This window comes from Phenylobacterium sp. (genome assembly GCF_030679875.1).
Classification (GTDB): Bacteria; Pseudomonadota; Alphaproteobacteria; order Caulobacterales; family Caulobacteraceae; genus Phenylobacterium.
In genome coordinates, this window is the sequence record NZ_JAUXSP010000021.1 from 57,071 (window position 1) to 77,967 (window position 20,897).

Annotated in this window: 20 protein-coding genes; 13 read left to right on the forward strand and 7 right to left on the reverse strand. The window is 66.7% G+C overall.

The window, feature by feature from the left end:
• Positions 1 to 16: 16 nt before the first annotated feature.
• Positions 17 to 544, reverse strand: a complete 528-nt coding sequence (locus Q8K84_RS13745; RefSeq protein ID WP_305283259.1) for a hypothetical protein — start codon at positions 542 to 544, stop codon at positions 17 to 19.
• A gap of 559 nt (positions 545 to 1,103) precedes the next feature.
• On the opposite strand from Q8K84_RS13745, the gene Q8K84_RS13750 reads away from it, so the two are divergent.
• The 4 genes from Q8K84_RS13750 (at position 1,104) to Q8K84_RS13765 (ending at position 4,575) form a co-directional block, all read left to right on the forward strand.
• A complete protein-coding gene (locus tag Q8K84_RS13750) occupies positions 1,104 to 1,352 on the forward strand; it encodes a DUF3297 family protein (protein ID WP_305283260.1) in 249 nt (82 codons plus the stop codon).
• Between the two features lie 219 nt (positions 1,353 to 1,571).
• Positions 1,572 to 3,476: a methyl-accepting chemotaxis protein gene (locus Q8K84_RS13755; RefSeq protein ID WP_305283261.1), complete on the forward strand. Its 1,905-nt coding sequence runs from the start codon at positions 1,572 to 1,574 to the stop codon at positions 3,474 to 3,476.
• 94 nt (positions 3,477 to 3,570) lie between these two features.
• On the forward strand, positions 3,571 to 4,032 hold the full coding sequence (locus tag Q8K84_RS13760; protein WP_305283262.1) for a hypothetical protein: 462 nt from the start codon (positions 3,571 to 3,573) through the stop codon (positions 4,030 to 4,032).
• A 63-nt stretch (positions 4,033 to 4,095) separates the two neighbouring features.
• Positions 4,096 to 4,575 (forward strand): DNA-deoxyinosine glycosylase, encoded by a 480-nt coding sequence (locus Q8K84_RS13765; protein WP_305283263.1) that lies wholly within the window; start codon positions 4,096 to 4,098, stop codon positions 4,573 to 4,575.
• Between the two features lie 76 nt (positions 4,576 to 4,651).
• Here the strand turns inward: Q8K84_RS13765 and Q8K84_RS13770 are convergent, their stop codons facing one another.
• The 3 genes from Q8K84_RS13770 to Q8K84_RS13780 all read right to left on the reverse strand — a co-directional run bounded on the left by Q8K84_RS13770 (position 4,652) and on the right by Q8K84_RS13780 (position 6,468).
• Positions 4,652 to 5,092 carry a hypothetical protein gene (locus Q8K84_RS13770; protein WP_305283264.1) on the reverse strand — a complete coding sequence of 147 codons (441 nt, stop codon included), beginning with the start codon at positions 5,090 to 5,092 and terminating at the stop codon, positions 4,652 to 4,654.
• Between the two features lie 207 nt (positions 5,093 to 5,299).
• Positions 5,300 to 6,190, reverse strand: a complete 891-nt coding sequence (locus Q8K84_RS13775) for a LysR substrate-binding domain-containing protein (protein ID WP_305283265.1) — start codon at positions 6,188 to 6,190, stop codon at positions 5,300 to 5,302.
• A 95-nt stretch (positions 6,191 to 6,285) separates the two neighbouring features.
• Positions 6,286 to 6,468 carry a YdcH family protein gene (locus Q8K84_RS13780; RefSeq protein ID WP_305283266.1) on the reverse strand — a complete coding sequence of 61 codons (183 nt, stop codon included), beginning with the start codon at positions 6,466 to 6,468 and terminating at the stop codon, positions 6,286 to 6,288.
• Positions 6,469 to 6,814: 346 nt separating this feature from the next.
• Here Q8K84_RS13780 and purL point away from each other — a divergent pair, with 346 nt between their 5' ends.
• The 8 genes from purL (at position 6,815) to Q8K84_RS13820 (ending at position 17,143) form a co-directional block, all read left to right on the forward strand.
• A complete protein-coding gene (gene purL, locus Q8K84_RS13785) occupies positions 6,815 to 9,013 on the forward strand; it encodes a phosphoribosylformylglycinamidine synthase subunit PurL (protein ID WP_305283267.1) in 2,199 nt (732 codons plus the stop codon).
• Between the two features lie 37 nt (positions 9,014 to 9,050).
• On the forward strand, positions 9,051 to 9,866 hold the full coding sequence (locus Q8K84_RS13790) for a DUF3313 domain-containing protein (RefSeq protein ID WP_305283268.1): 816 nt from the start codon (positions 9,051 to 9,053) through the stop codon (positions 9,864 to 9,866).
• Positions 9,863 to 10,273, forward strand: a complete 411-nt coding sequence (locus Q8K84_RS13795; protein WP_305283269.1) for a thiol-disulfide oxidoreductase DCC family protein — start codon at positions 9,863 to 9,865, stop codon at positions 10,271 to 10,273. The genes Q8K84_RS13790 and Q8K84_RS13795 overlap by 4 nt, the downstream gene beginning before the upstream one ends.
• Complete coding sequence (locus Q8K84_RS13800) at positions 10,270 to 10,728, forward strand: DUF3429 domain-containing protein (protein WP_305283270.1); 459 nt, start codon at positions 10,270 to 10,272, stop codon at positions 10,726 to 10,728. Before Q8K84_RS13795 ends, Q8K84_RS13800 begins: the two co-directional genes overlap by 4 nt.
• A gap of 76 nt (positions 10,729 to 10,804) precedes the next feature.
• Positions 10,805 to 10,987 (forward strand): DUF3606 domain-containing protein, encoded by a 183-nt coding sequence (locus Q8K84_RS13805; RefSeq protein ID WP_293320868.1) that lies wholly within the window; start codon positions 10,805 to 10,807, stop codon positions 10,985 to 10,987.
• Positions 10,988 to 11,257: 270 nt separating this feature from the next.
• Positions 11,258 to 14,311 (forward strand): TonB-dependent receptor domain-containing protein, encoded by a 3,054-nt coding sequence (locus Q8K84_RS13810; RefSeq protein ID WP_305283271.1) that lies wholly within the window; start codon positions 11,258 to 11,260, stop codon positions 14,309 to 14,311.
• A gap of 183 nt (positions 14,312 to 14,494) precedes the next feature.
• The gene (locus Q8K84_RS13815; protein WP_305283272.1) at positions 14,495 to 15,250 is read left to right on the forward strand and encodes a DUF2243 domain-containing protein; all 756 of its coding nucleotides are present in this window, start codon (positions 14,495 to 14,497) and stop codon (positions 15,248 to 15,250) included.
• 84 nt (positions 15,251 to 15,334) lie between these two features.
• Positions 15,335 to 17,143: a DUF885 family protein gene (locus Q8K84_RS13820; RefSeq protein ID WP_305283273.1), complete on the forward strand. Its 1,809-nt coding sequence runs from the start codon at positions 15,335 to 15,337 to the stop codon at positions 17,141 to 17,143.
• Positions 17,144 to 17,146: 3 nt separating this feature from the next.
• Here Q8K84_RS13820 and Q8K84_RS13825 read toward each other — a convergent pair whose 3' ends face one another.
• Positions 17,147 to 17,629 (reverse strand): CinA family protein, encoded by a 483-nt coding sequence (locus tag Q8K84_RS13825; protein ID WP_305283274.1) that lies wholly within the window; start codon positions 17,627 to 17,629, stop codon positions 17,147 to 17,149.
• Positions 17,630 to 17,757: 128 nt separating this feature from the next.
• On the opposite strand from Q8K84_RS13825, the gene Q8K84_RS13830 reads away from it, so the two are divergent.
• The gene (locus Q8K84_RS13830) at positions 17,758 to 18,993 is read left to right on the forward strand and encodes a serine hydrolase (RefSeq protein ID WP_305283275.1); all 1,236 of its coding nucleotides are present in this window, start codon (positions 17,758 to 17,760) and stop codon (positions 18,991 to 18,993) included.
• 52 nt (positions 18,994 to 19,045) lie between these two features.
• On the opposite strand, the gene Q8K84_RS13835 is transcribed toward Q8K84_RS13830, so the two are convergent.
• Together Q8K84_RS13835 and Q8K84_RS13840 are read right to left on the reverse strand one after the other, a co-directional pair.
• Positions 19,046 to 20,041 carry an LLM class flavin-dependent oxidoreductase gene (locus tag Q8K84_RS13835; protein ID WP_305283276.1) on the reverse strand — a complete coding sequence of 332 codons (996 nt, stop codon included), beginning with the start codon at positions 20,039 to 20,041 and terminating at the stop codon, positions 19,046 to 19,048.
• A 246-nt stretch (positions 20,042 to 20,287) separates the two neighbouring features.
• Entirely contained in the window at positions 20,288 to 20,854 is a 567-nt protein-coding gene (locus tag Q8K84_RS13840) for a hypothetical protein (protein ID WP_305283277.1), read from the reverse strand.
• Positions 20,855 to 20,897 lie beyond the last annotated feature (43 nt).

Here is a 20,897-nt window from a genome sequence, read left to right on the forward strand (position 1 = left end):
CTGGCGTCGCGCCGGCTCAGACTTCTTTGATCATCATGCGGAAGGCGGCCTTGAAGGCGGCGCCCACGGCCGAGGCCGTCGCACGATTGACGATGATTTCGACCTTGGGCTCGGTCGCCACGGCCATGACGCAGGCGCCAGACGTGGCGCAGGCGGCGTCGGAGGAAATGGTGATGATCTTCTTGCCCTTGGCGGCGGCGCCTACCGCGGCGTAGTTGACGCCCTTGGTGACGAACAGCACCTGGGCGTTGGAGCCGGCGACAGCGCCGGCCTCGACCGCTGTACCCACCAACTTGACTGCGCCGGCGTCATAGCCCGCGCCGATCGCGGCCATGACGGCGTTCTTCTCCGCCACCGAGGCCGGCTTTGATGGATCAAAGACGACGCCCATGCGGGTCGTGCCCGTCGGACCGCCTTCGAGGAAGGTCAGGGCACGCCCTGCGACCTGAAGGTTCTTGGTGGCGTCAGCGTGGGCCACGGCCGGCAGGGCCAGCGCGGCGGCGCACAAAACAGCAAACGCTGGCTTGGCGTAGTGTGTGAACATGAATGATCCCCTCACCCGCTTTTTGCGGGCCTGATTGACCGGATAACTGCGTCCGAGAGGCAAACAGAACCTTAACGGCTACCGGCATTCGAGGCGCAAAGGGGGCCTTGGACCTTGTATATCTCCTCATCCTAGGGCGCTCTGAAGACATCTTTACGCAAACGGCCGTCCCTATCGAAGCATTTGCTGCATGCTCCAGCACACCTTCTGATGGTCAAGGTCAGCATATCCCGCTCACGGATATCGCTCTTGATCTGAAATATGACCGCACATAGCTTCCAGGTACTATTGTCAAAGATCACATCTGGGGGATCACCCCTCATTCAGATCGCATGACTTGCTCTGGAGTAGGGCGGAATGTCGCAGTCCGCGGCGTGATTGTCGCACCCGCGAAACCGCCCCTCTCAGATTGTGTTCTGATGAAGAACACACGCCCTGATTGGTTCTCACGAGACTCTCGCGGCCGATCGCGCCGGCCAGGTGGCCCCATCCGAGGTGAGGGCTTGGTGGCGGCGGCGATTGTGCCCTATGACCGTCGCGACCAGCGGAGCCAACGACCATGACCACCGACACGCCCCCCGACCGCCTCGCCACCAATCCCGACAGCCCCCACTACGACGAGGCCGTCCTGGCGCGCGGCGTGGGCGTCCGGTTCAAGGGCGTCGATAAGAACAATGTGGATGAGTACTGCGTCAGCGAGGGCTGGGTTCGACTAGCTGTGGGCAAGACCTTGGATCGCAAGGGCAACCCCGTTACGGTCAAGCTTCAGGGCGAGGTTGAGCCCTACTACCGGGATGCGATCGAGTGAAGATACTCCACTCCTAGACGCAAGTTAGCCTGAACAATCAGGCTGAGGGAGACCATCCCGCTAAAGGGCGCGTTTCGTAAAAATCTATCAGGGGCGGAGAAATATACTCAAAAGGTGTAATTTCTGCGGACGAAGACCTAACCACTAAACACCTCATTCACCCCAACCTGACACACGCAGGGCGAAGTATTTTTCGCCTTATGGTTGGAGTACGCATTCGTGCATCGGTTCAAGATTTCGACGCGCATTGTTACCGCATTTCTATTCCTACTAGTGCTCATGACCGCTCTCACGGTCGTTTCGATCGCCCAGGTCAACGAGGTCAAAGGCAACCTGGCGGAGATCAACCAGGTCAATAGCGTCAAGCAGCGCTACGCGATCAACTTCCGGGGCAGCGTGCACGACCGGGCCATCGCCGTCCGTGACGTGGTGATCCTGCAGGATCCCACCCAGGTCCAGGCCCAACTCGACCTCATTGACAAGCTAGCCGCTGACTACGCGCAGAACGAGGCGTTGATGGCCGACATGATGACCTCGGCCTCGGCGGACGAGCGTCAGATCATCACGGACATCGCCGCTATCCAGGCCCGCACCAATCCTCTGGTCGCCCAGGTGATCGACCTGCAGGCCCAAGGGCAGACTGACCTGGCCCGCACGCTGCTGAACGGTGAGGTAGGCCCGCTGTTTGGCGCATGGTTGAAGACGATCAACATCTTCATCGACCTGCAGGAGTCCCGAAACCAGGCCGTTGGCGGCAAGGTTGAGAATGCCGCGAGCGGCTTCCAGACCCTCGCCCTGACCTCTCTACTCGCCGCCGCCCTGCTGGCGGTCCTCGCCTCCTGGCTGACCACTCGCTCCATCACCCGACCCGTTGACCGCCTGTCGCGGGTCATGGGCGCCTTGGCTGGGGGCGACTACCGTATGCCGGTTTCGGAAACCGAGCGCGGGGACGAGATCGGCGCCATGGCGCGGACAGTAGAGGTCTTCCGCCAGAACGGCCTGAGGGTGGCGGAACTAACCGCGGCTGAGACCGCCCGGGACGCCGCCGCCGCCGTCGAACGTCAGACCCATGAAGCGGAGCGCGCAGAGGCCGCCCAGGCCCAGGCCCTGGTCGTCCAAACCCTGGCCGATGGCCTCGAGAGCCTGTCGACGGGCAAGCTGGACTTCACCCTCGATGCCCCCTTCCCCGAGGCCTACGAGGGTCTGCGCGCCAATTTCAATACGGCCATTGCGCGCCTCCATGAAACCATCGCCACCCTGGACGCCTCCACCAGCAGCCTGCGCAGCAGCGCCCAGGAGGTCAGCTCCGGCGCCGACGAACTGTCGCGCCGCACCGAGCAGCAAGCCGCCAGCCTGGAAGAAACTGCTGCGGCCCTGGAACAGATCACGGTCACGGTCAGCAAGACCGCCGACGGCGCGCGCCAGGCCCACGGCGTCGTCAATGCCGCACGGGCTGACGCTCAGACATCCGGTGAGATCGTCGCCGACGCGGTGGCCGCCATGAGTCAGATCGAGAGCTCGGCCAATCAGATCAGCCAGATTATTGGCGTGATCGATGAAATCGCCTTCCAGACCAACCTGCTGGCCCTCAACGCCGGGGTCGAGGCTGCTCGGGCCGGCGAAGCCGGTCGCGGCTTCGCCGTCGTCGCCTCCGAGGTTCGGGCGCTCGCCCAGCGGTCGGCCGAGGCCGCCAAGGAAATCAAGTCGCTGATATCCAACTCGGCCCAGCAGGTTGGCGCCGGGGTGGAACTTGTGGGCAGAACTGGCGAGGCGCTGCGCCGCATCGCAGGCCAGGTCAGCCAGATCACGGACCTGGTCACCGAGATCGCCGCCAGCGCTCAAGAGCAGGCCTCGGGCCTGGCCCAGGTCAATACGGCGGTCAGCCATATGGATCAGATGACGCAGCAGAACGCCGCCATGGTTGAGGAATCCACCGCCGCCAGCCGCACCCTGTCCGATCAGTCGGCTGAACTCGCCCAACTGGTCACAGGCTTCCAGATCAATCGCGCTCGAACCCAGACGTCCCAGGCCAAGCCCCCCGCCCGGCTGTCGGTAGTCCGAGAGGGCGCGACCCTGCGCAAGGTGCTGACGCGACCGGCCGTCGCAGGATGGAAGGACTTCTAATAGGCTTGGCCCCGCCGCCACCAGACGCCGTCTTGGGGCGGCGGGGCCAATGGTGCTATCCTTTCTGGGCCGACGGGTAAGAGGTCTGGAACTGGTGTCACTCGCCTTTGCTTTTGCGCTCGCGCTCCTGGCCCAGGAGGGGCAGGCCACCCTTCAGTCCTGCGTCTTCGAGGCTGACGGCTGGGTCTGTCGATACCGGGTGCCCGAGGCCATCTATCGCCCGCAGACGCCGCTTCCGGCGCCGGGACCGCCTTTGACCCCCGCGCCGGAGACGACCCAGGAACCTTCGGGGCCCGCCCCTGACGCCGAAGCCGCCCGCAGGGCCCGGCTGATCAGTCGCTGCGCCGAGGCCAACTGGTTGTCCCTCTGCACGCCCGATGATCGCCGCGAGGCCAAGGCGCTGAAAGCCCAGGCCGAGACGAAGGCGGCCCTGCGACTTGAAGTCACCACCCTGGCCGCCAAGGACCAGTGCCCAGACGCTGTTCGTGTCGCGCTGGAGGGCGGCGACCTCGACCTCGCGCGGGAGATCCGCGCCTTCTGCACCCCGGCCAACTGAGGATCCGCCCTGCCTCCGTCGTCGTCCGCGTCGGCTGATGGCCGCAAGGCCTCGTTCCCGCCCATGGTCGATGATCGGACCCGGTTGCTGATCCTGGGCAGCCTGCCCGGCGAGATGTCCCTGGCCCGGGCCGAGTACTACGCCAACCCCCGCAACCAGTTCTGGCGCCTGATCGCCGCGGCCGCCGGACAGGCCCTGCCCGAAGCCTATGAAGCCAGGCTGGCTCGACTGCGCGACTTCGGCGTCGGGCTTTGGGACGTCGTCGGGTCGGCTGAGCGGGTTGGCAGCCTGGACGGGGCGATCCGCCATGCGACCCCCAATCGTCTGGCGGACCTGGTCGCGACCCTGCCGGACCTGCGGGCCGTGGCCTTCAACGGCGGACGGGCGCACGCCCTGGGCGCTCCAGTCCTGGCGGGCCGCGAGGGGATTGTTCTCCTGCCCCTGCCCTCAAGCAGCCCGGCCTACACCCTGGCCTTTGACCTGAAACTGGCCCGCTGGCGGTCTATCGCCCCCTATGTCGTCGCGCCGGGCGACGGGGCCTGATCAGCTCTCGCTGAAATGCAAACGCCGCCGCCCCGGAAGGGCGACGGCGCTCGCAAGGCTGGCCCTGGCGAACCTCTCAGGGACGGGCGACCGGCCCGCAGACCCGACCATCCGGACAAGGCGCGATGTGCACCTGCGGCGGCTCGACAGTCACCTGCGAAGGCTTCACCCGCACGTCGGGGGCATGAAGATAAATCTGGGCGGGCGCGACGCGGATCGGCGGCGCCTCTACGTAGATCGGCGGGCCCTGGATATCGATGCGGCCCGAGGGGACGTAGACCGGCTGGGAATAGATCCGCACCGCCGGACCGCCGGTGTGGCGGACGTTCCATGGTGTGCCGGGGTGGTAGAAGACGTGCTCCTGCGGGCAGTAGCAGTCGGCGTGCCCCGGGTGACCCGGATGGGTCGGCGGGCAGTTCTGATAGCTGGGCTGAGCCGAAGTCGGGTGATACTGCGCGTTGGCCGCGCCGGCCGAGGCCAGGATCGCGATCACCGCCAATGACGCTGTCTTGAGCATTATAACCATCCCCAGTTGAGACTATTCAAGGGCTGGCGAACGGCCATCAGCCCCTTACGCTGACGGTTCCCTGTTAGGGCGGATCGAATGGCCTGACAAGGTTCTGTTAACCATAGTTCCAGGCAAGGTTAACCACTCTGGCCACCTGACGCAGACAGGTTCGCCTCTGAGGCGAGCGGCCCCGCGGCCGCCTTCAACTCTGGCGCGTCATCCGCGGGCTTGTGTCCCCCGGTCAAGGGCCTGAAGAATGTGCTCAATGAGCTGTTCGGCTGCGGCCGGAATTGCGCCGCGTGGGCGCATCAGAGCGATTTCGGCGTCGGCCAGAGGCGGAAGCCCGCTCTCTTCACCTAGGATCACCATGTCAGGAGGCGCCATGTCCCGTGGCAGAACCGTGGCTCCCAGTCCCGCCCGCAGCGCGGCCTGCTGACCGGCGAGGGAGGGGCTTGTATAGGCCGCGCGCCAGCTGCGCCCCCTCGCCTCCAGGGCGGCGATGGCGCGTTTGCGATAGACGCAGGGAGAGGGGGCGAGGACCAGGGGGATGGGTCCGTCACCCGCCATGGCGCCTGCATCGGCGGCGACCCAGACCAGAGGCTCGCGCCAGACCCGTACGCCCATGTCCGGCCCCAGGGGCTCTCGCTTGACCAGGACAAGGTCAAAGGCCCCGTCTCGCAGCCCCTCCAGCAGGCGGAGCGTCAGATCGCAGGTCACGGTCATGGCCACCTGCGGGTGGGCCCTGGCGAAGGCGCCAAGCACCTCCGGCAGGTACAGGGTGGCGAAGTCCTCCGGGGCGCCCAGCCTGACCTCGCCCGCCAGATCGTCACCGCGCAGACCCGAGACAATCTCGTCATTGAGCCGCAGCAGCCGCCTGGCCTGGGGCAGGAGACCCTCGCCGTCAGCAGTCAGCACCACCCTCCGAGGATCGCGGATGAACAGGCTGGTTCCCAGCGTGGTCTCCAGGCGCCGCAACTGCAGACTCACCGCCGACTGGGTGAGCCCCAGACGTTCGCCGGCGCGGGTGAAGTTCTGGGCCTCAGCTATGGCCACAAAGGTGCGCACGAGCCCCAGGTCCAGGGCCTCGAACCGACGGCGTCCTGACATGATCAACCTACCTCGTCCTGGGCCGTGGGCGGACCCGGGCGATGGAATGGCCGGGGCGTGGAGCCCCGGCCACGACCCTAAAATCGTACAGGGGCCTAAAAACGTACAGGCGAAAGACCCGCTTCTGCGAGGAACATCTGGCCCTTCAGGGCCAGCCTGCGACGCTTGAGGTCCTGAAGCCGACGGACGTCCGGCGCCTCGAGGCATTCCTCCCGGCGGATGGCGTTGTCGAGGCGGCGGTGTTCATTGCGCAGACGGTAAAGACGTATCCGATCCATGTTGGGGCTCCTCGGTAGAAGAGGGCGCGCCCGGCCATGGAGACCGACCTGTCGATTGGGGGGAGAGAGACCTTCAGACCCTGCTCGCAGCCGGACGCGCCCGCTGCGGTCCGACATCGCGACCCCAATGGTCGCCAGAGGGGCCCGGCCCGCATCGACAATCTGGCTGCGGGGCGGGTTCGTGCGCAAGCTAAACCGTCATTCAAAACCGCAATGATCGTGATGAGATCCGAATGCCGTTGGGCGTCGCCTTCCCCGAAACTCTGCACCGCCGCGGCTTACCGCGCGCGACTGTTTTCAGGGCCAACCTATCGCCCTGCGACGCGAACCTCGCTAGAACGCCGCCATGACCGCTGCGCCTGCGAAATCTCTGGCCGATACGGCCGCCGAGTTCGGCCTCAAGGCCGAGGAATATGACCTGATCCTCAAGCGCCTGAACCGCGAGCCCAACCTCGTGGAACTCGGCGTCTTTTCGGTCATGTGGAGCGAGCACTGCTCCTACAAGTCGAGCCGAAAACACCTCGGCAAGTTCCCGACCACTGGACCGCGGGTGATCCAGGGGCCAGGGGAAAATGCCGGCGTGGTGGACATCGGCGATGGCCAGGCCTGCGTCTTCAAGATGGAGAGCCACAACCACCCCTCCTATATCGAGCCCTATCAGGGGGCTGCGACCGGCGTCGGCGGCATCATGCGCGACGTCTTCACGATGGGGGCGCGCCCCATCGCCCTGCTGAACGCCCTGCGATTCGGCGACCCGAGCCACCCCAAGACCAAGCGCCTTGTGTCGGGCGTGGTCGCCGGCATCGGCGGCTATGGCAATTGCGTCGGCGTGCCGACCGTGGCCGGCGAGACCAATTTCCACCGGGGCTATGACGGCAATATCCTGGTCAACGCCATGTGCGTGGGCCTGGCCGACGCCGACAAGATCTTCTATTCCGCCGCCCCTGGCCCCGGCCTGCCGGTCGTCTATTTCGGCTCCAAGACCGGACGCGACGGCATCCATGGCGCGACCATGGCCTCGGCCGAGTTCGACGACGCCTCGGACGAAAAGCGCCCCACCGTCCAGGTCGGCGACCCCTTCGCCGAGAAGCTGCTGATCGAGGCGACCCTGGAGCTGATGGCCTCGGGCGCGGTCGCCGCGATCCAGGACATGGGCGCGGCCGGCCTCACCTCGTCTTCGGTCGAGATGGCGGGCAAGGGCGGCGTCGGAATCGAACTGAACCTGGATGCCGTGCCCCAGCGCGAAGAGGGCATGAGCGCCTATGAGATGATGCTGTCGGAGAGCCAGGAGCGCATGCTGGCCATCCTCAAGCCCGGCCGCGAAGCCGACGGCCAGCGCATATTCGAGAAGTGGGGCCTGGACGCCGCCACCATTGGCCAGACCACCGATACTGGCCGTATCGTGCTGACGCATCAGGGCCAGGTGGTCTGCGACCTGCCGCTGGGGCCGCTATCGGACGACGCCCCGCTCTATGATCGGCCCTGGGTCGCGCCGACCGCGCAGCCCTCCCTGGACCCGGCCGATGTGCCTGCGCCTGCGGACTACGCCGCGGCTGTACGCCAGTTGATGGGCAGCCCTGACATGGCGTCCAAGCGCTGGATCTGGGAGCAATACGACCGTCACGTCATGGCCGACACCATGGAAGACTCCGCCACCGGCGCGGACGCCGGCACTGTGCGGGTCCATGGGACCAAGAAGGCCCTGGCCGTCACCTCCGACTGCACCCCGCGCTACGTGCTCAATGATCCGTTCGAGGGTGGCAAGCAGGCCGTGGCCGAAGCGTGGCGCAACCTGACCGCCGTGGGCGCGACCCCCATCGCCATCACCGACAACCTCAACTTCGGCAATCCCGAGCGCCCTGAGATCATGGGCCAGATCGTCCGGGCCATCGAGGGCATGGCGCTGGCCTGCCGCGAGCTCGACTTCCCGGTCGTGAGCGGCAATGTCTCGCTCTACAACGAGACCAACGGTCAGGCCATCCCGCCGACGCCCACCGTTGGCGCCGTCGGCCTGATCGCCGACTATGATCGCCACGCTGACTTTTCCAGCCTGAAGCCAGGCGACGCCCTCATCCTGCTGGGCGAGACCCATGGCGCCCTGGGCGCCAGCATGTATCTGCGCGAGATCCTTGGCCGTGAGGACGGCGCGCCGCCGTCGGTCGACCTGGCCCAGGAACGCAAAATCGGCGACTTCGTCCGCGACCTCATCAAGGGCGAACAGATTTCCGTCGTCCACGACCTGTCAGACGGGGGCCTCATCGCCGCCGCCGCCGAGATGGCCTTGGCGTCCGGGGTGGGGATCACCCTGACACTGTCGGGCGCCCTGCCCCCGCACGCTGAGTTGTTCGGCGAGGACCAGGCTCGCTATCTCGTGGCCGTGGCCGACGCCGACCCGATCCTGGCCGCCGCCCGGGCGGCCGGCGTCCCGGCCCGGGCCGTCGGTGAAGCCGGCGGGGAGGATCTGACGGCGAGCGATCTCTTCTATCTGCCGCTTTCGCAACTTCGCGATGCATACGAAGGGTGGATGCCGGCGTACATGGGCTAGGCGGAGCCACTGGTCGGCCTCCGCGTTGAAGGTCACCATGTCACAGAGTCTCCCCCGCCTCGCCGCCCCCGCCCTCCTGCTCGTCCTGGCCGCCTGCGCCGGCACGCCACAGCAGGGTCAGTTCCTGTCCTCCTACGAGGGACTCACCCCCCGCACCGACATGGTGCGAGCCGGCGCCCTTGACCGGTCCGACGCCGCCGGCCTGGCCGGGGTCACGGCCGTGCGTATTGAGCCGGCCGTCTTCGCGCCGCGCGCCGAGGCCGTCGCCTGGATGACGCCCGCCGAGCAGACGGCCATTCTGCGCGAAGTGGACGCTCAGCTCTGCTTTGAGCTCTCCGAGCGTTTTGAGATCGCCGGCGCAAACGCTTCCCCGGAGCTTCCCCGCGTCCGGGCGGCTGTCACTGAAATCATTCCCACCGGCCGCGCCGGGTCGGCGGCGTCAGCCGCCGCCGGCTTCTTCATCCCCGGCCCTATCGGGGTCCGGGTGCCCGGAACCCTCGGGGGCCTGGGGGCGGAGGCCGAGTTGCTTGACCCTGCCGGTCAGCAGATTTCCGCCATCGTCTGGCGCCGGACGGCGACGGCGATTGGCACCGACAATCCGTCCTTGAGCCGGATCGGCGACGCCCTGCAGTTCGTCGAGCCCTTTGCCGACGCCGCCGCCGCCGCCATGACGCCCGAGGACCACACCTCGCGCACCATCAGCGCCGAGACCGATCCCTGCCGGGAGTTCGGCTCCCGCTTCCGGGTCGAGGGCTTCGGCGCCCGGTTCGTCACCGGCCTCTATGTTCCGGAAATGAGCGCCGCCCGCCCCGCAGAGGCCCTGCCGTCGACGGAGGCGGCGCCACAGCCGTGACGGCGACATCAAAGCCCACATCGCCCCCGGAGGAGTCAGGCCTGACCGTCTGGTACGACGGCGCCTGCCCCCTCTGCGCCCAAGAGATCGCGCTGATGCGACGCCTCGATCAGGCGGGACAGGTGCGCTTTGTTGATCTGGAGACCGCGCCGGAAACGCCCCTGCCGCGGCGGCAGATGCTGGAGCGCTTCCACACCAGCACCGCCGACGGCGCCACCCAGTCGGGCGCAGCCGCCTTCGTCCAGCTCTGGGGACGACTGCCAGCCCTGCGCGTCCTTGGTCGGATTGGCGCCTGGCCGCCCGTGCTGGCGGTTCTGGAACGGGGCTACCGCCTGTTCCTGCGCCTGCGGCCAAGGCTCCAACGGCTTGCGCGCCGTTGGGAAACGCCGCGGGAGCCGGCGCCATGACGGCCGAACAGAAAATTCCCGCCCCGGCCCTGCTGCTCGGTGCGGCGGGCGTTATCCCCTTCCTCGCCCTGGCCCTGCTGATCGCCCTCGGCGGCGCGGGCGTGCTGGCGCCGGAACAGGCCGAGCGCGTTCTGAGGCTCTACGCCGCCTTGATCCTGTCCTTCATGGGCGGCGCCCAATGGGGCTTGGCGACTGCGCGGGCAAGCGGACCGTCGGCCCGGGCCCTGGCGGTCAGCGTGCTGCCAGCCCTGTTCGCCTGGGCGGCCTTCCTGATCCCCAGCGGCCCCGGCCTGCTCGCCCTTTCCGCCGCCTTCCTCGCCCTGATGCTCTATGACCTGTGGACCGTCCGGCGGGGCGAGGCGCCGGTCTGGTATGGTCGCCTGCGGATCGGCCTGACCCTGGCCGTGGTCGCCTCCCTGCAGGTGGCCCTGGCGACCCGCGGCGGTCTGGCCTGAGGCGCCCACCCCCATGGCCTGCGCCGCGCGCTCGGGATAAACAGCCCAGGCGTCACCCCAAAAGGAGCTCACAGACATGGCCGGCCTCAAGGACAAGCGCGGCTTCATCGACAAGGACCGCCTCGACCTGTCGGAGCGCAAGGCCGTGGAATACTGGATGAAGCGCTGGGGCGTGACCCGCGACCAGATTACCGCGGCCCACCGAAAGGTCGGCCGGATGACCAAGGATATCGCGGCAGAACTCGGCAAACGCCGCTGAGGTAATTTCGACCGTCCGAGGTGGTCGGCCCGCGGCTAGGCCACGCCCTTAAGCCAGAGCTTAAGGCGCTCATATAGCTCAGCTTAATTCATGACATCGGCATGACAGGGGTTTGCCATCCTGTGGCTTTTTCGCCTCAGTGCGGCCAGAATAGCGTGAATTCTTGCCCAAATTTGGCGGCTTTCGGCCGGTTTCGGGCGCCCAGGGGGGTGCGGCCAAAAACCTTCCGTGATCGAAAATGTGCAACTCCACCCTTCTAGGGACGCACAGATGCCGACCAAGCTTCGCCTCCTCACCACATCCCTTCTGCCCAGCGCCGCGGCCCTCGCCGTCATGGCCGCCCCCCAGCCCGCCGCCGCTCAGGATGAGGCAGTGGCCGTTGAAGAACTGATCGTCACTGGCTCGCGGATCCGGCTGCAGGACTTTGTCGCCCCCAATCCGGTGAGCACCCTGACCGGCGAGGCCATCGAGCGCTCGGGCGTGACCAATGTCACGGATCTGATGGAGAACTATCCGGCCCTGGTCGGCTCCACCGACACCCAGGCGCTCTCCAACGCCGCTGACCGCGGCAGCGTCGGCCTGAATCTGCTGAACCTGCGCAACCTCGGGACCAAGCGCACCCTCGTGCTGGTCGACGGCCGCCGCCACGTGGCCGGCCAGCCCGGCTCTTCGGCGGTGGACACCAACACCATCCCTGTCGCCCTGATCGAGCGGGTGGAGGTTCTGACCGGCGGGGCCTCGGCCATCTATGGCGCCGACGGCGTCTCCGGCGTGGTCAACTTCATCACCAAGCGCAACTTCGACGGCTTCGACGCCCGCGCCCAGTATGGCTGGTCCGACCTGGGCGGCGGCGAGCAGAGCTTCATCAGCGCGCTAGCGGGCCGCAACTTCATGGACGGCCGGGCCAACCTGACCGTCGGCCTGGAATACTCCAACACCGACGCCCTTGATCCCCGCGACCGGGACTTCTCCCGCGCCGGGTCCCGCGAGACCCTGGTCAACAATCCGGCCGACTACAACGACATCGACCGGACGCCCTGGGGCGACACCGATCTGGTCTTCGCCCGGGACGGCCGCTACATCGACACCGCCCTGGGCGGCGGGGTCTATACCCGCGCCGGCTTCGATCCCAACACCCTCTCAGGCGTCAGCTTCGTAGGCGACGGCACGCCCTGGCAGGACGGCCTCTATACCGGCGGCTTTTCGATGCTCGGCGGTTCGGGCACGCCCCTCGACCTCTTCCAGACCGAGTTGATCCCGGGCCTTGAGCGCTGGACCGGATATGTGGGCGGCATGTTCGAGATTGCGCCGAACCACCGGATGTTCGCCGACTTCAAGTACAACAAGGCCAAGACCGACTTCCGTTCGCAGCCGACCTTCGACTACGGGATCTTCGTCCCGATCGACAATCCCTACATGCCCGACACCATCCGCGCCGACGCCCTGGCGCCGGGCGGCACGGCGGCCCCCGACACCTGGCTGCCCGCCCCCGGCGTGCTGGTGGCCCGGGACAATTTCGACCTCGGCGAGGTTCGCCGGGAGATCGAGCGCGAGACCTTCCGCGGCGTGATCGGCTTTGAAGGCGATCTGTCCTCGGCGGTGGCCTACAACGTCTCCTACACCTACGGCCAGACCAAGGAATCCAACAGCGAGCTGAACAACCGCAACAATCTGCGCTGGTTCGCCGCCATCGACTCCGTGCGCGATCCGAGCTCTGGGCAGATCGTCTGCCGCTCGACCCTCGATCCGTCGGCCGTGCCGGCCGGCGACCTGTTTGGGACCACGGTCGACGCTGAGGTCTGGAACAACCTCTATGTGGGCGGCGGTCAGGCCGCCGGCTGCGTGCCGATCAACATCTTCGGCGAAGGCGGCGTCTCGCCTGAGGCACAGGCCTGGATCAACGACGTCGCCACCTCCGAGGCCAAGATCGAGCAGGAGGTGTTCAGCGCCTACATCACCGGCGACTCCTCCCTCGCCTTCAGCCTGCCGGCCGGCCCGGTGGGCTTCGTGCTCGGGACCGAATACCGCAAGGAAAAGAGCCGCGAGACCCCGGCCAGTGACGTCCTGCTGGGCGCTGAGCTCGGCTACAATGTGACCTGGCTCGGCCAGGGCGTCGCCGAGAATGGCCAGTTCGAGGTCCACGAGCTGTTCGGCGAACTGGCCATCCCCATCGTGCGTGACCTGCCCTTCGCGGACTCGATTGACGTCAACCTCGCCTACCGGTTCTCCGACTATTCCACCATCGGGACCACCGACACCTGGAACATCGGGGCCCAGTGGCGTCCGGTTGAAGACCTGATGATCCGCGGCAGCCGGGCGCGCGCCGTCCGGGCGCCGAATATCAGCGAACTGTTCCTGCCCCAGACCCAGACCTTCCGGACCATCACAGATCCCTGTGACACGCGAAACGTTCAGGCCGGCTCGGAATTCCGCGTCGCCAACTGCACCGCCGACCTCGGCTTCAACCCGGCCGAAGTTGACTTCTTCAATACGACATCGTCCTCCGTGGAAGGCGTCGTCGGGGGCAACCGCGACCTGAACGCCGAGACCGGCGACACCCAGACGCTGGGCCTTGTCTACACCCCGCGCTTTGCGCCGGGCCTGTCCATGTCGCTGGACTACTACCGGATCACCCTGACCGACGCGGTGAACCTGTTCACGGCCAACACCATCATCGAGAGCTGCTACGACCTGGAACAGCCCAACGAGTTCTGCGGCCTGTTCACCCGCGCGCCGGGCAGCCAGTTCGTCGATTCCTTCCAGGAGTATTCGGTGAACGTCTCCTCCTACGAGACGGCCGGCTTCGACTTCTCGATGCAGTACCTGCTGAACCCCGCCGATTTTGGGGTCATGCGCGACGTCGGCACCTTCCAGTTCAATCTGGTGGCCAACCGGCTGACCAAGCTGGAGTTCGTCGAGATCGAAGGGGCGGACGCCTCCAGCGAGCTGGGCTTCGCCGGCGCGCCCAAGTGGCAGGCCAATCTGGACGTCACCTGGGCCTGGAACAACCTGCTGGTAAACTACGGTTTCAACTGGTTCGACGAGACCAAGCGCTTCACCGACGAGCGGCGCGCGGCCAACCCGAACTATGTGCCGGACGGCTACTGGACCTGGTCCCCGCGGGAGACCCACGACATCCAGGTGCAATACACCTTCCAGGACCGCTACCAGGCCTATGGCGGAGTGAACAACTTCACCAACCAGCTGCCTGACCGAGGCTCCACCGGGACGGCCAGCACGGGGGCTGCGGCCTTCACCGAGGGCGCTTCGCCGGTGGGGCCGATGGGCCGCTACTTCTATGTGGGCATGAAGAGCAGCTTCTAGGCTCAGCTATCAAACCAAGAAGGGCGGTCGTATCGGCCGCCCTTCTTTCGTTCCACCCAACGAGCATCGCCAGCCTGATCCCGGTCGAACGCCCAAAGCCCGACGTCCGGCGTTTTCTACAGCCAAGCTCGAACGCCAGGTCGATCAGAGAGCTTATGTTGGTGGATTGTTTGGGAGGTTGGCATGTTTCGAGCGCAGGCGGTCGGCTGGAGCATTCTGTTGGGCTTCGCCCTAGGCGGCTTCTTCGACGGAATACTGCTCCATCAGATTCTGCAGTGGCATCATCTGCTGAGCCTCGTTTCTGGCGTGGATCTTCAAGGGCAGATTCTGTGGGATGGCTACTTCCATGCCTTGATGTACGTCCTGGCCGCCCTGGCCCTCTGGGGGCTTTGGCGAGCGCATCGCAGGGGTGCGGAACTGCCCGGGCGCGCCGTGGCCGGGGCCCTACTCGCGGGTTTCGGCGGCTGGCACATCGTCGATAGCGTTCTGTCTCACTGGCTGATCGGTATCCATCGGATTCGGGTTGATAGTTCCAACCCGTTGGCGTGGGATCTCATCTGGTTCGTGGCGTTTGGGCTGGCCCCAGCCGTGCTCGGCTATGTCCTGCTGCGGCGGCGCGGCGAGCCGGCTGCTAGCATCGCGCGCCCCCGTCTTGGCCTTCTCCTGCTCGTCGGGATAACGGCGGCGGCCGGCGCATGGGCGATGCAGCCTCCACAAGGTCCGGCGATGACCACCGTGGTCTTTCGAGACAGCGATCCGGCTCGGTTGTTCGCCCTCCTGCAAGCGACCGACGGGCGCCTCGTCTGGTCGGATCGAGAAATGAAGGTGGTCGTGCTCGAGATGGCGCCGGAGGCGCGATGGTCGCTCTATCGCCATGGCGCGTTGCTCGTAAGCGGGACGGGAGGGCCCGCAGGCTGCATAAACTGGAGCCGCGTCTGACCAGGCCGTGGGTGCGCGCGAGGCTGGCCTTAGCGTCCGATCTGAGGAATGAGTGGGCCATCTCTTCAGGATGGATTTCCGCCCATGGACCGCAGAACCTTTCTCTTCATGGCCACAGCCACCGCGGCCCTGGCCGGCGGCGCCCGCGCCCAGGCGCTTGGGCCCCAGGACCAGAGACTGCGCGCCCTGTTCGACCAGATGTTCGACGAGATGCTCGATCATTCGCCACAGAGCGTGACGCGCCTGGGGCTTCACCAGGGTCCCCGGATGGCGGCGAAGGCGCAGTTGAACGGCGCCTCGCTCAGGGATCTCGCCGCCGACAAGGCCCGCAACGTCGCCAATCTCGCCCGCCTCCAGGCCTTTGACGCCTCCACCCTGAGCCCCTCGGAGGTTCCCCACTACGAGGCGGTGCTGTTCACCCTCGCCGCCGACGCCGAGGCCAACCGTCGCTACGCCTACGGAGCTGCCGGCGCCGGCGACCCCTATGTCATCTCCCAGCTCAACGGCGCCTATCGCTCGGTTCCGGACTTCCTCGGCACCCAGCACGGGATCGAGACCAAGGCCGACGCCGAGGCCTATCTCTCGCGCCTGACCCAGTTTGCACAGGTCATGGATGAAGAGACCGAGCGCAGCCGCCGGGACGCCGAACTGGGGGTCATTCCCCCGGACTTCGCCCTGGAGCGGGCCCTGACCCAGATGGAAGGCCTGAAGGGGGACCCCGCCGCCTCGCCTCTGGTGACCTCGGTGGCTGAGCGGGCCGCAGCCAAGGGGATCGAGGGCGACTACGCCGCCCAGGCCAGCGCCATCTATCTGGACAAGGTCATCCCCGCCCTGGAACGGCAGATCGCCTGGATCCGGTCGCTGCAGCCCAGGGCCGTCCACGACGCCGGCTGCTGGCGTCTGCCCGACGGGGAGGCCTATTATCGCGACGCCCTGAAGAGTTCGACCACCACCACCCTGACGCCCGACGAGATCCACGAACTGGGCTGGGAACAGGCCAAGGCGCTTTCGGCCCGTGCCGAGGTGATCCTGCAAGGCCAGGGCCTGACCCAGGGCTCGGTCGGCGAGCGGATCGCGGCCCTCTTCAAGGACCCCCGCTACCTCTATGCCGACACCGACGAGGCCAAGGAACAGCTGATCGCCGACCTGAACGCCCAGATGGCCGAAATCACCCCGCGCCTGCCCCAGGCCTTCGGGGCCCTGCCGCAGGCGTCCGTGGAAATCCGCCGGGTGCCCAAGTTCATCGAGGCCGGCGCGCCGGGCGGCTACTACAACCGCCCCGCTCTGGATGGCTCACGGCCCGGCATCTACTGGATCAACCTGCGGGACTCCGCCGAGAATCCCAGCTGGACCCTGAAGACGCTGACCTATCACGAGGCTGTCCCCGGCCACCATCTGCAGCGCTCCCTGCAGCAGGAGGCCGACCTGCCGATGCTGCGCAGGATCGCCGGCTTCTCCCCCTACAGCGAGGGCTGGGCGCTCTATTCCGAGCAGCTGGCCCTGGAAATGGGCATGTATGAGAACGATCCCCTGGGCGAGCTTGGCCAGATCCAGGCCTCCCTGTTCCGGGCCGCGCGGCTGGTGGTCGACACCGGCATCCACGCCAAGCGCTGGAGCCGCGAACAGGCCATCGAGACCATGACCAGCATCGACGGCAGCCCCACCAGTTCTGCGGCCACCGAGATCGAGCGCTACAGCGTCTGGCCTGGCCAGGCCTGCAGCTACATGGTCGGCAAGCTCACCTGGCTGCGCCTGCGGGAAAAGGCCAAGACGGCGCTCGGCGACCGCTTCGCCCTGCCCGCCTTCCATGACGCCACCCTGTTGTCAGGCGCCATGCCCCTGACCGTGCTGGAGAGCGTCGTCGACCGGCACATCGCTGCGCGCCAGGCCTGAGGCTCAGGCCTCCGTCGCCCGGCGCAGCAGGTCCAGCGCCGCGGCGGCGAAGGCGTCCATATTGGCCGCCCGATCGTCGGCGCCCGTGCGCAGGGTGGTGACCAGCTCCACAGGCCCTGAGATGGCGATGCAGGTGTGGCCAGCCGGGTCGCCATAGCCGTTGCCGGTGGGTCCGGCCGCGCCGGTTTCCGACAGGCCCCAGTCGGCGCCGAACCGCTCGCGGACCGTGCGCGCCAGCAGCAAGGCATAGGGCTCAGAGGCCGAGCGCATGCCGGCTACCGCCTCGCGAGGGATTTCCAGCAGGCTCATCCGGGCCTTGCCCGTATAGACCACCGCCCCGCCGAGGTAGTAGGCCGAGGCCCCCGGCACGGCGAGCAGGGCCGCCGAGATCAGGCCGCCCGACGAGCTTTCAGCCACGGCCACCTTCTGCCCCTGGGCCTTCAGGGCCTCCCCCACCTGCGCCGCCAGCTCCGCCAGATTGCTCATGCTCGTCTCTCTCCCGTTTTCGCCTCAAGCCTAGCAGGCCAGACCAACGAACGTCTTGGCCGCTCGCGCTCTCGGCCCCATGATGGCGCCAATTAGAAACGCCGCGATTTTCGGGAGGATTATTTCGTATGGACGCCCAATCACAATGGACGGGCCTGGACGCCAAGCGTCTGGACCGCATCGCCGACCACCTGCAACGCAACTATATCGAGCCGCAGAAGATCGCCGGCTGCCAGGTCCAGGTCGCCCGCCACGGCCACATCGCCTACGAGAAGGCCTTCGGCTCCATGGACGTCGAGCGGGCCAAGCCCATGCGCGACGACGCCATCTTCCGCATCTATTCCATGACCAAGCCGATCACCTCGGTGGCGCTCATGACGCTGTACGAAAAGGGCTATTTCCAGCTCACCGATCCGATCAGCCGGTTCGTGCCGTCATGGCGCAACCACCGGGTCTGGGTGTCGGGCGAAGGCGACGACATGGCCACCGAGGCGCCGCACCGGCCCGTCAACTTCCGAGATGTGCTCAGCCACACCAGCGGCCTCACCTATGGCGGCGGCCTGCCCGGCGTGGGCGAGCAGCACCCCGTTGACCGGATCTATCGGGGTCTGAAAGTGCGTTCCATCGGCGGCGCGGACTCCATGCAGGAGTTCATGGACAAGCTGGCCCAGGTGCCGCTGCTCTATCAGCCGGGCACGCGCTGGATGTACTCCCTGGCCACCGACGTCTGCGGCGCCCTGGTTGAGATCATCTCCGGCAAGCCCTTCGACCAGTACCTGAAGGAAGAGATCTTCGAGCCGCTCGGCATGGTCGACACCGCCTTCCACGTCGGCCCCGACAAGGTTGAGCGGTTCTGCGCCAACTACCAGCGCGGCCCCGACAAGAGGCTGAAGCTGATCGATGATCCGGGCGGCGACAGCCAGTTCATCCGCGAGCCCGGCTTCAAGTCCGGCGGTGGCGGCCTGACCGGTACGGTGGCCGACTATGGCCGCTTCACCGAAATGCTGCGCCGGGGCGGCGAGCTGGACGGCCATCGCATCCTGGGTCCCCGCACCCTGGAAATGATGCATATGAACCACCTGCCCGGGGCCAAGGATCTGACCCAGCTGGCCATCGGCGCCTTCTCTGAAACCGCCAATGAGGGCGTAGGCTTCGGCCTCGGCTTCGCCTCGACCATGGGCCAGGTGGAGACCGGGTCGCTGGGCGTCGGCGACTACTACTGGGGCGGCGCGGCCTCGACCATCTTCTGGGTCGATCCCAAGGAGGACCTGACCCTGGTCTTCATGACCCAGCTGATGCCCTCAGGCACCTTCAACTTCCGCGGCCAGCTGAAGAGCCTGATCTACTCCGCCATCACCGACTGAAGCCAGGCCGGCCCGGACGTTCACCCGTCCGGGCCGCGCGGCCATCGGCGCCTTAGGCCGCGGCCGCCAGAGCGTCGCGGACCTGGCTGGCGATCTCCAGGGAGCGGATGCGCTTGGCCTGGTCGAAGATCTGGGCCGTGAGGATGATCTCATCGGGGCGGTGCTCGGCCACGAACTTTTCGAGGCCAGCGCGAACGGTCTCCGGGCCGCCGACCACCGCCTTGGACAGGGGCGACCCCGCCGCGACCGTGCCGGCCAGCTCGCCATTCACGTCGTCGATCGGCGGCGGCAGCGGGCCGGGCTGGCCACGGTGGAGGTTCACGAAGGCCTGCTGCAGCGAGGTGAACAGAAACCTCGCCTCGGCGTCGGTTTCGGCCGCCACCAGGTTGAGCGCCAGCATCAGGTGCGGCTTGTCTCCCGGTCGGGCGGGCCGGAACTGCTGGCGATAGATTTCCGCGGCCTGATCCATCATGGCCGGGGCGAAGTGGGAGGCGAAGGCGTAGGGCAGCCCCAGCGCCGCGGCCAGTTGCGCCCCATAGAGGCTCGATCCTAAGACCCACACCGGCACCTTGGACCCGGAGCCCGGTACGGCGCGCACCGTCTGGCCCGGCTGCGGATCGTCCAGCAGGGCCATCAGCTCCATCACATCCTGCGGGAACTGGTCGACGCCGCCGGCCAGGTTGCGCCGCAGCGCCCGGGCGGTGATCTGGTCCGTGCCCGGGGCCCTGCCGACGCCCAGGTCGATGCGCCCCGGATAGAGGGCGTCGAGCGTGCCGAACTGCTCGGCGATGATCAGCGGGGCATGGTTGGGCAGCATGACGCCGCCGGCCCCCAGCCGGATCGTCGAGGTCCCCTCCCCCACATAGGCCAGGGCCACGGCCGTCGCGGCGCTGGCGATGCCGGTCATGTTGTGGTGCTCGGCCATCCAATAGCGCGCAAACCCCAGCCGCTCGGCGGCTCTGGCGAGATTGCGACTGTCACGAAGCGACTGCCCAGGGCTGCCGCCCTGCACGATGGGCGAAAGGTCGAGAACGGAAAGCGGGATCATGGAGGGGGATATAGGGCGCCGAGGGGCAGATTGCTCGCGGTGGGGGCGAGGACGTTGAGGACGGGTTGGCGGCAGGAGTGGACCTCACATCCGGGCCGATATCCGGATACTCCCAAGAGGGAAGTTAGTCCGGTCACCGGCTAGGGCCGAGGGACCCCACTGCGACATGGATGCCAAGAGGGGTGACCTTCCAATGCGTCAGCAGCGGGGATGTATGGGAGCCTCTACTGAACGCGGTGCAAGCTCCTAGGCCGCCTCAGCCGCGAGGCGTGCGAATTGAAGCAGGTCCAAGACCGACTGCGCATATAGCTGCAAAATTCCGTCCTCAACGACCAAGCCAACGTCGGCCGCGGCAGCCAATTCCAGCAGACGCCGTGAAGAGGCATTTGTGATATAGAATGCGACGTAAGGCTGGCTAGCCGGATGCGTTCCGCCAAAGGAACCGGCGTTGCAACTAATAAACGGTGTGGCGCCCAGAGCTGAAAGCGCGACTACAGCTGAAGCAACGCCAACATCTAGGCCCCAAAGGCTATCTGGCCCCTCCCCCTCCAGGTCGCGTTGCTCATTGAAAGCGGCTTCGGCCGCAGCCGAATCTCCCGAGGCCGCGAGCCGCTCGACGAGCGGAGTTTCCACTCGCAATACAGCGCGCACATCATTCCACGTCCATCCGCGGTGATCGTCGTATCGGCTGTTTCCCCTGAGGTAGCCTTCGTCGCTGGCCGCATCCGCTTCGACCTCGGAAATTAACTCTAGCGCGTCCTCGTCAATGACGCGCTGCACCTCGATCTCGAAAACCTTGATAGTCAGATCCACCTCCCGACTCAGCGCACGGGAGATGATACTCCATCGCAATCAA

Excerpts from the sequence above, each read along its gene's own strand:
- Q8K84_RS13750 (WP_305283260.1), top strand. The coding sequence starts at position 1,104 with ATGACCACCGACACGCCCCCCGACCGCCTCGCCACCAATCCCGACAGC.
- Q8K84_RS13825 (WP_305283274.1), bottom strand. The coding sequence starts at position 17,629 with ATGAGCAATCTGGCGGAGCTGGCGGCGCAGGTGGGGGAGGCCCTGAAG.
- Q8K84_RS13810 (WP_305283271.1), top strand. The coding sequence starts at position 11,258 with ATGCCGACCAAGCTTCGCCTCCTCACCACATCCCTTCTGCCCAGCGCC.
- Q8K84_RS13800 (WP_305283270.1), top strand. The coding sequence starts at position 10,270 with ATGACGGCCGAACAGAAAATTCCCGCCCCGGCCCTGCTGCTCGGTGCG.
- Q8K84_RS13820 (WP_305283273.1), top strand. The coding sequence starts at position 15,335 with ATGGACCGCAGAACCTTTCTCTTCATGGCCACAGCCACCGCGGCCCTG.
- Q8K84_RS13815 (WP_305283272.1), top strand. The coding sequence starts at position 14,495 with ATGTTTCGAGCGCAGGCGGTCGGCTGGAGCATTCTGTTGGGCTTCGCC.
- Q8K84_RS13765 (WP_305283263.1), top strand. The coding sequence starts at position 4,096 with ATGGTCGATGATCGGACCCGGTTGCTGATCCTGGGCAGCCTGCCCGGC.
- Q8K84_RS13830 (WP_305283275.1), top strand. The coding sequence starts at position 17,758 with ATGGACGCCCAATCACAATGGACGGGCCTGGACGCCAAGCGTCTGGAC.
- Q8K84_RS13770 (WP_305283264.1), bottom strand. The coding sequence starts at position 5,092 with ATGCTCAAGACAGCGTCATTGGCGGTGATCGCGATCCTGGCCTCGGCC.
- Q8K84_RS13835 (WP_305283276.1), bottom strand. The coding sequence starts at position 20,041 with ATGATCCCGCTTTCCGTTCTCGACCTTTCGCCCATCGTGCAGGGCGGC.
- Q8K84_RS13775 (WP_305283265.1), bottom strand. The coding sequence starts at position 6,190 with ATGTCAGGACGCCGTCGGTTCGAGGCCCTGGACCTGGGGCTCGTGCGC.
- Q8K84_RS13805 (WP_293320868.1), top strand. The coding sequence starts at position 10,805 with ATGGCCGGCCTCAAGGACAAGCGCGGCTTCATCGACAAGGACCGCCTC.
- Q8K84_RS13790 (WP_305283268.1), top strand. The coding sequence starts at position 9,051 with ATGTCACAGAGTCTCCCCCGCCTCGCCGCCCCCGCCCTCCTGCTCGTC.
- Q8K84_RS13745 (WP_305283259.1), bottom strand. The coding sequence starts at position 544 with ATGTTCACACACTACGCCAAGCCAGCGTTTGCTGTTTTGTGCGCCGCC.
- purL (WP_305283267.1), top strand. The coding sequence starts at position 6,815 with ATGACCGCTGCGCCTGCGAAATCTCTGGCCGATACGGCCGCCGAGTTC.
- Q8K84_RS13780 (WP_305283266.1), bottom strand. The coding sequence starts at position 6,468 with ATGGATCGGATACGTCTTTACCGTCTGCGCAATGAACACCGCCGCCTC.